Origin of the sequence: Pseudomonas sp. 2VD (assembly GCF_005503585.1) — a bacterium.
Taxonomy (GTDB): Bacteria; Pseudomonadota; Gammaproteobacteria; order Pseudomonadales; family Pseudomonadaceae; genus Pseudomonas; species Pseudomonas aeruginosa.
This window is the reverse complement of the sequence record NZ_SCND01000343.1, coordinates 1-6,339: the sequence shown is the minus strand read 5'-3', so window position 1 is coordinate 6,339 and position 6,339 is coordinate 1. Positions and strand designations below refer to the sequence as shown.

At 67.7% G+C, this 6,339-nt stretch carries 6 protein-coding genes; all 6 read left to right on the top strand.

The genetic code is table 11. The features are described from left to right. The first annotated feature begins 74 nt into the window (after window positions 1-74). The gene (gene hutH, locus FFS27_RS26420; RefSeq protein ID WP_003095952.1) at window positions 75-1,604 is read left to right on the top strand and encodes a histidine ammonia-lyase; all 1,530 of its coding nucleotides are present in this window, start codon (window positions 75-77) and stop codon (window positions 1,602-1,604) included. A 62-nt stretch (window positions 1,605-1,666) separates the two neighbouring features. After that, window positions 1,667-3,070, top strand: coding sequence for an amino acid permease (locus FFS27_RS26415; RefSeq protein ID WP_021263290.1), 1,404 nt, complete (start codon window positions 1,667-1,669; stop codon window positions 3,068-3,070). A gap of 117 nt (window positions 3,071-3,187) precedes the next feature. Then, complete coding sequence (locus tag FFS27_RS26410; protein WP_021263291.1) at window positions 3,188-4,156, top strand: ABC transporter substrate-binding protein; 969 nt, start codon at window positions 3,188-3,190, stop codon at window positions 4,154-4,156. A gap of 24 nt (window positions 4,157-4,180) precedes the next feature. Further along, a complete protein-coding gene (locus FFS27_RS26405) occupies window positions 4,181-5,032 on the top strand; it encodes an ABC transporter permease (protein ID WP_003095946.1) in 852 nt (283 codons plus the stop codon). Then, entirely contained in the window at window positions 5,029-5,859 is an 831-nt protein-coding gene (locus FFS27_RS26400) for a quaternary amine ABC transporter ATP-binding protein (RefSeq protein WP_003095945.1), read from the top strand. Before FFS27_RS26405 ends, FFS27_RS26400 begins: the two co-directional genes overlap by 4 nt. Beyond that, on the top strand, window positions 5,856-6,339 hold a 484-nt coding region (locus tag FFS27_RS26395; RefSeq protein WP_166801762.1), incomplete at its 3' end, for an aromatic amino acid lyase. The genes FFS27_RS26400 and FFS27_RS26395, both read left to right, overlap by 4 nt.

The following is a 6,339-nucleotide window of genomic DNA, read 5'->3' as shown; positions in this document are numbered from 1 at the left end:
GCCGCCTTCAATCCCATGAAACGCCGCCGGCGGACGGCGCTGCCGAGCCCGCCGAACCGAACAAGGAGCCTTCGATGAGCCTGCATCTGAAACCCGGCCAGCTGACCCTGGCCGACCTGCGCCAAGCCTACCTGGCCCCCGTGCGCCTGAGCCTGGATCCCAGCGCCGACGCGCCGGTCGCCGCCAGCGTCGCCTGTGTCGAGAACATCATCGCCGAGGGCCGCACCGCCTACGGCATCAATACCGGTTTCGGCCTGCTGGCCTCGACGCGGATCTCCCCGGCCGACCTGGAGAAGCTCCAGCGCTCCATCGTCCTGTCCCATGCCGCCGGCGTCGGCGAGGCGCTGGACGACGCCATGGTGCGGCTGGTCATGCTGCTCAAGGTGAACAGCCTGGCTCGCGGGTTCTCCGGCATCCGCCGCAAGGTGATCGACGCGCTGATCGCGCTGATCAACGCCGAGGTCTATCCGCACATCCCGCTGAAAGGCTCGGTGGGTGCGTCCGGCGACCTGGCGCCGCTGGCGCACATGTCGCTGGTGCTGATCGGCGAAAGCCGGGCGCGCCATCGCGGTGAGTGGCTGCCGGCCGCCGAAGCGCTGGCGGTGGCCGGGCTGGAGCCGCTGACCCTGGCGGCGAAGGAAGGCCTGGCCCTGCTCAATGGTACCCAGGTGTCCACCGCCTACGCGCTGCGCGGGTTGTTCGAGGCCGAGGACCTGTTCGCCGCCGCCACCGTCTGCGGCGGGCTCAGCGTCGAGGCCATGCTCGGTTCGCGGGCGCCGTTCGATGCGCGCATCCACGCCGCGCGCGGCCAGCGTGGGCAGATCGACGTGGCCGCGGCCTATCGCGACCTGCTCACCGCCAGCAGCGAGGTGGCGCGTTCCCATGAGAAGTGCGACAAGGTCCAGGACCCCTATTCGCTGCGTTGCCAGCCGCAGGTGATGGGCGCCTGCCTGACCCAGATGCGCCAGGCCGCCGAGGTGCTGGAGATCGAAGCCAACGCGGTGTCCGACAACCCGCTGGTATTCGCCGCCGAGGGCGACGTGATCTCCGGCGGCAACTTCCACGCCGAACCGGTGGCGATGGCCGCCGACAACCTGGCCCTGGCGCTGGCCGAGATCGGTTCGCTGTCGGAACGGCGCATCTCGCTGATGATGGACATGCACATGTCGCAGTTGCCGCCGTTCCTGGTGGCCAACGGCGGGGTCAACTCCGGCTTCATGATCGCCCAGGTCACCGCCGCCGCGCTGGCCAGCGACAACAAGGCCCTGGCCCATCCGGCCAGCGTCGACAGCCTGCCGACCTCGGCCAACCAGGAAGACCACGTGTCGATGGCGCCGAACGCCGGCAAACGGCTCTGGGCGATGGCCGAGAACGTCCGCGGGATTCTCGCCGTGGAATGGCTGGGCGCCTGCCAGGGCCTGGACTTCCGTGAGGGCCTGAAGAGTTCGCCGAAGCTGGAGCAGGCTCGCCGCCTGCTGCGCGACAAGGTGCCGTACTACCAGGAGGATCGCTTCTTCGCCCCTGACATCGAGGCCGCCAGCCAGTTGCTCGCCAGCGGTTGCCTGAACGCGCTGCTGCCGGCCCGGCTGTTGCCGAGCCTTTGATACCCGCCCCCGGCCGCTCGGCCGGGGCGCTCCAGCAAGAACAACAACAGGAGAGCCGAGGGATGACGCACGACACGGGGCTTCGGCGCGGGCTGAACGCCCGTCATATTCGTTTCATGGCACTGGGGTCGGCGATCGGCACCGGCCTGTTCTACGGTTCCGCATCGGCCATCCAGATGGCCGGGCCGGCGGTGCTGCTGGCCTACCTGGTCGCCGGCGCGGCGGTGTACATGGTGATGCGCGCGCTCGGCGAGATGGCGGTGCACGAGCCGGTGTCCGGCTCGTTCGGCCATTACGCCAGCAGCTATCTCGGCCCCATGGCCGGGTTCGTCACCGGCTGGACCTACGCTTTCGAGATGATCATCGTCTGCCTCGCCGATGTCACCGCGTTCGGCATCTACATGGGGTTCTGGTTTCCCGACGTGCCGCGCTGGATCTGGGTACTGTCCATCGTGCTGTTCATCGGCGGGCTGAACCTCTGCCATGTCAAGGTCTTCGGCGAGCTGGAGTTCTGGCTGTCGCTGGTCAAGGTCGGCGCCATCGTCGCGATGATCCTCGCCGGGCTCGGCATCATGTTCTTCGGCTTCAGCCTGGACGGCGCGGCGACGTCCGCCACCGGCGTGCACAACCTGTGGCAGCACGGCGGCTTCCTGCCCAACGGTTGGGCCGGGCTGGTCGCCTCGCTGTCGGTGGTGGTGTTCGCCTTCGGCGGCATCGAGATCATCGGCATCACCGCCGGCGAGGCGCAGGACCCGCAGCGGGTGATCCCGCGGGCGATCAATGCGGTGCCGCTGCGCATCCTGCTGTTCTACGTGCTGACCCTGTTCGTGCTGATGGCGATCTTCCCCTGGCAGCAGATCGGCAGCAACGGCAGTCCCTTCGTGCAGATCTTCGACGGCCTGGGGATCGAGTCGGCCGCGGCGATCCTCAATGTCGTGGTGATCACCGCGGCGATCTCGGCGATCAACAGCGACATCTTCGGCGCCGGTCGCATGCTCTACGGCATGGCCCGCCAGGGCCAGGCGCCGGTCGGCTTCTCGCGGGTGTCGCGGCACGGCGTGCCGTGGATGACCGTGCTGCTGATGGCGGTGGCCCTGCTGCTCGGCGTGGCGCTGAACTACCTGATCCCGCAGAGCGTATTCCTGCTGATCGCTTCCATCGCCACCTTCGCCACCGTGTGGGTCTGGCTGATGATCCTCCTGGCCCAGGTCGGCATGCGCCGGCGCATGGGGCCGCGCCAGGTCGCCGCGCTGAAGTTCCCGGTGCCGCTGTGGCCATTCGCGCCGGCGGCGGCGATCGTCTTCATGCTGTTCATCTTCGTGGTGCTCGGCTATTTCCCGGACACCCGCCCGGCCCTGTGGGTCGGGGCTATCTGGATCGCCGTGCTGGTGATCGCCTACCGGCGCTGGGTCAGGCCGAAGGGCGATGCCGCGCATGGCGTGCTTCAGGCCCAGGGAGGGCTGTGACGGAACCGACGGCGGCCTGAGCCGCCGGCCAATAACAATGATCGAGGCCGTTCCCCCGGGCGCGGCCCGCAGGTTTTCCAACTGCCTTTCCCAATCGTGCATCTGGAGCGTCGAACCATGCGATACAAGAAGTCGATGTTGAGTATTCTCTGTGCCCTCGGCCTGCTCGCCGCCGCGGCGGGCGCCCAGGCGGAAGGCTGGTGCGAGTCCGGCAAGGCGGTGAAATTCGCCGGGCTGAACTGGGAGAGCGGGACGCTGCTCACCGAACTGATGCAGTTCGTCCTGGCCAAGGGCTACGGCTGTACCACCGACAGCCTGCCGGGCAACTCGATCACCATGGAGCAGGCGCTGAGCACCAATGACATCCAGGTCTTCGCCGAGGAGTGGATCGGCCGCAGCGACGCCTGGAACAAGGCCGCCGCGGCCGGCAAGGTGGTCGGCGTCGGCGAACCCATCGTCGGCGCGGTGGAGGGCTGGTACGTGCCGCGCTACGTGATCGAGGGCGACCCGCAGCGCAAGCTCGAGGCGAAGGCGCCGAAGCTGCGCTCTATCGCCGACCTGGCGCAGTACGCCGAGGTCTTCCGCGACCCGGAAGAACCGGGCAAGGGGCGCTTCTACAATTGCCCGGCCGGCTGGACCTGCGAGCTGGAGAACAGCGAGATGCTGAAAAGCTACGGCCTGGAGGAGACGTTCACCAATTTCCGTCCGGGCACCGGCCCGGCACTGGACGCGGCGGTGCTGTCGAGCTATCGGCGCGGCGAGCCTATCCTGTTCTACTACTGGTCGCCGACGCCGCTGATGGGCCGTGCCGACCTGGTGCGCCTGGAGGAAAGGCCCGGCGTCGACAAGCGCATCAGGATCCAGGTCGGCCTGTCGCGGACCTTCCACGACCAGGCGCCGGAGCTGGTGGCGGTGCTGGAGAAGGTCAACCTGCCGGCGGAGCTGCTGAACAGCGACCTGGCGCGGATGGCCAAGGACAGGATCGATGCAGCGCGCCTGGCGCGCGAGTTCCTCAAGGAGCACCCCGAGGTCTGGCACGCCTGGGTCGACGAGGACGCGGCGAAGAAGATCGAAGCGGCACTCTGAACCCACGACCGACGAGAGCAGACCATGTTTCCCGAACGCCTGACATTTTCCATCGCCGACTGGGTCAACGCTTGGGTCGACGCCCTGGTGACCAACTACGGCGACCTGTTCCGCAAGATCTCCGACACCCTGCTGTGGGCCATCGTCAACCTCGAAGGGCTGCTCCGCGCCACGCCCTGGTGGCTATTGCTGGCGATCGTCGCGGCGATCGCCTGGCACGCCACCCGGCGCCTGCTGCCGACCCTGGTGATCACCGGCCTGCTGTTCCTGGTCGGCGCCGTCGGCCTCTGGGACAAGCTGATGCAGACCCTCGCGCTGATGCTGGTGGCGACCTTCATCTCGGTGCTGATCGGCATCCCCCTGGGCATCCTCGCCGCGCGCAGCAACCGCCTGCGCGCGGTACTGATGCCGCTGCTGGACATCATGCAGACCATGCCCAGCTTCGTGTACCTGATCCCGGTGCTGATGCTGTTCGGCCTGGGCAAGGTGCCGGCGATCTTCGCCACCGTGATCTATGCCGCGCCGCCGCTGATCCGCCTCACCGACCTGGGCATCCGCCAGGTCGACAGCGAGGTGATGGAGGCGGTCAACGCCTTCGGCGCCAACCGCTGGCAGCAGCTGTTCGGCGTGCAGTTGCCGCTGGCCCTGCCGAGCATCATGGCGGGGATCAACCAGACCACCATGATGGCCCTGTCGATGGTGGTGATCGCTTCGATGATCGGCGCCCGCGGCCTCGGCGAAGACGTACTGGTGGGCATCCAGACGCTGAACGTGGGCAAGGGCCTGGAAGCCGGCCTGGCGATCGTCATCCTCGCGGTGGTGATCGACCGCATCACCCAGGCCTACGGCCGTTCCCGGCACGAGACGAGCAAATGAGCGGTGCGCAGATGAACAAGATCGAAGTGAAGAACGTGTTCAAGATCTTCGGCCCGCGCGCCGATGCCGCGCTGGCGCTGATCCGCCAGGGACGCAGCAAGGCCGAAGTGCTGGCGCAGACCGGCTGCGTGGTCGGCGTCAACGACCTGTCGCTGTCCATCGGCGCTGGCGAGATCTTCGTGATCATGGGCCTGTCGGGTTCCGGCAAGTCGACCCTGGTGCGCCACTTCAACCGCCTGATCGACCCCACCAGCGGCGAGATCCTGGTGGATGGCGAGGACATCCTGCGCTACGACATGGAAGCCCTCCGGCAATTCCGCCGGCGCAAGATCAGCATGGTGTTCCAGAGTTTCGGCCTGCTGCCGCACAAGAGCGTGCTCGACAATGTCGCCTACGGCCTGAAGGTTCGCGGCGAAAGCCGGGCGCAGTGCCACGAGCGGGCCCTGCACTGGATCGCCACGGTGGGCCTGAAGGGCTACGAGAAGTCCTATCCGCACCAGCTTTCCGGCGGCATGCGCCAGCGCGTTGGCCTGGCCCGCGCGCTGGCCGCCGACACCGAGATCATTCTCATGGACGAGGCCTTCAGCGCCCTCGACCCGTTGATCCGCGCGGACATGCAGGACCAGTTGCTGGAACTGCAGAAAACCCTGCACAAGACCATCGTCTTCATCACCCATGACCTCGACGAGGCGGTACGCATCGGCAACCGCATCGCGATCCTCAAGGACGGCCAACTGATCCAGGTCGGCACACCACGGGAAATCCTCCACCAGCCGGCCGACGACTACGTCGACCGCTTCGTCCAGCGGCGGGTGGCGAACCTATGAGCGACCTACCGAGCGTCGTGTTCGGCGACGGTCCGCTGCGTTGGCAGGAACTGGTCGCGGTGGCCCGGCACGGTGCGCGCCTGGAACTGTCGGCGGCGGCCTGGGCACGGATCGACAACGCTCGCGCCATCGTCTGCCGTATCGTCGCCAATGGCGAGCGTGCCTACGGCATCAGTACCGGCCTCGGCGCGCTGTGCGACGTCCTGCTGGAAGGCGAGCAGCTCGCCGAGCTGTCGCGCAACACCTTGCTCAGCCATGCCTGCGGGGTCGGCGAGCCGCTGCGCGACGAACAGACCCGGGCGATCATCTGTGCCGCCGTCGCCAACTACAGCCAGGGCAAGTCCGGGCTCGACCGTTCGCTGGTGGAAGGGCTGCTGGCGCTGCTCAACCACGGCATTACCCCGCAGGTGCCGGCCCAGGGCTCGGTGGGCTACCTGACCCACATGGCGCACGTCGGCATCGCCCTGCTCGGCATCGGCG

What these genes read in the sequence shown, in the direction of transcription:
- hutH (WP_003095952.1), top strand. Translation starts at nt 75, where the DNA reads ATGAGCCTGCATCTGAAACCCGGCCAGCTGACCCTGGCCGACCTGCGC.
- FFS27_RS26415 (WP_021263290.1), top strand. Translation starts at nt 1,667, where the DNA reads ATGACGCACGACACGGGGCTTCGGCGCGGGCTGAACGCCCGTCATATT.
- FFS27_RS26410 (WP_021263291.1), top strand. Translation starts at nt 3,188, where the DNA reads ATGCGATACAAGAAGTCGATGTTGAGTATTCTCTGTGCCCTCGGCCTG.
- FFS27_RS26405 (WP_003095946.1), top strand. Translation starts at nt 4,181, where the DNA reads ATGTTTCCCGAACGCCTGACATTTTCCATCGCCGACTGGGTCAACGCT.
- FFS27_RS26400 (WP_003095945.1), top strand. Translation starts at nt 5,029, where the DNA reads ATGAGCGGTGCGCAGATGAACAAGATCGAAGTGAAGAACGTGTTCAAG.